Annotated in this window: 1 protein-coding gene and 1 pseudogene; both read left to right on the top strand. The window is 75.8% G+C overall.

The annotated features are described in order from the left end of the window. On the top strand, nucleotides 1-401 hold a 401-nt coding region (locus tag DW309_RS17980), incomplete at its 5' end, for a zinc-dependent metalloprotease (RefSeq protein WP_136046151.1). Nucleotides 402-526: 125 nt separating this feature from the next. After that, nucleotides 527-744 (top strand): annotated as a pseudogene (locus DW309_RS17975) (hypothetical protein); the annotation flags it as partial.

Genomic DNA, 744 nt, shown 5'->3' with positions numbered 1-744 from the left:
GTCGCCGCGCGGTCGGCGGCCCGGCGGAGGACGCCCTCGGCGCCCTGGTCGGGCTGAAGCTCCGCCCCCGGCGGATGAGGGAGGCCTCGGCGATGTGGCAGGCCGTGACCGACGCGGTCGGCGTGGCCGCGCGCGACTCCCTGTGGGACTACCCCGACCTCATGCCGAGCGCCGAGGACATCGACGACCCCACGGCTCTCATCGCGCGGCTCCAGGCCGCCGAGCGCGGCGAGCAGCCCGTGGCCGACAAGTTCGATGAGGCGCTCGCCCGTCTGCTCGACGGCGACGACTTCTCCGGCGAGGAGGAGGGGCGCGACTCGACCTCCGCCGACGGCACGGAGGAGCGCGACGACCGCGATCAGGACGGCGATGCGGCACCGGAGGGCGACCGCCCGGTCTGAGCCCGCCCGCCGTGGCGCGACCGTCGCGGCACTCCTCCTCCCCGAGCGCGGGCACCCGCCCGAGTTGTCCACCGATGCGCACGCGTGCTCTCCGCGCACGGACGGTCCGCACGAGAATCGGACGGATGCCACTCACCCCTCCCACCCTCACCCGCCTCGACCCGGCGCGACCGCTGCTGTGGCGCGACGCCACCACGCTGCAACTCGGCGACGACGGGACCCTCCGCCTTCCCGCGGAGCAGTCCTGGGTGGAGCCGCTCCTCAGCCGTATGCGCCGCGGATTCCGGCGCAGCGCGTTCGACGTGATCGCCCATGCGGCCGGCGCCCCCTGGGGCGACGCCCG

Origin of the sequence: Microbacterium sp. K41, from assembly GCF_004794395.1 — a bacterium.
Lineage (GTDB): Bacteria > Actinomycetota > Actinomycetes > Actinomycetales > Microbacteriaceae > Microbacterium > Microbacterium sufflavum.
The sequence above is the reverse complement of the archived record's forward strand: the minus strand, read 5'-3'. Positions and strand labels throughout refer to the sequence as shown.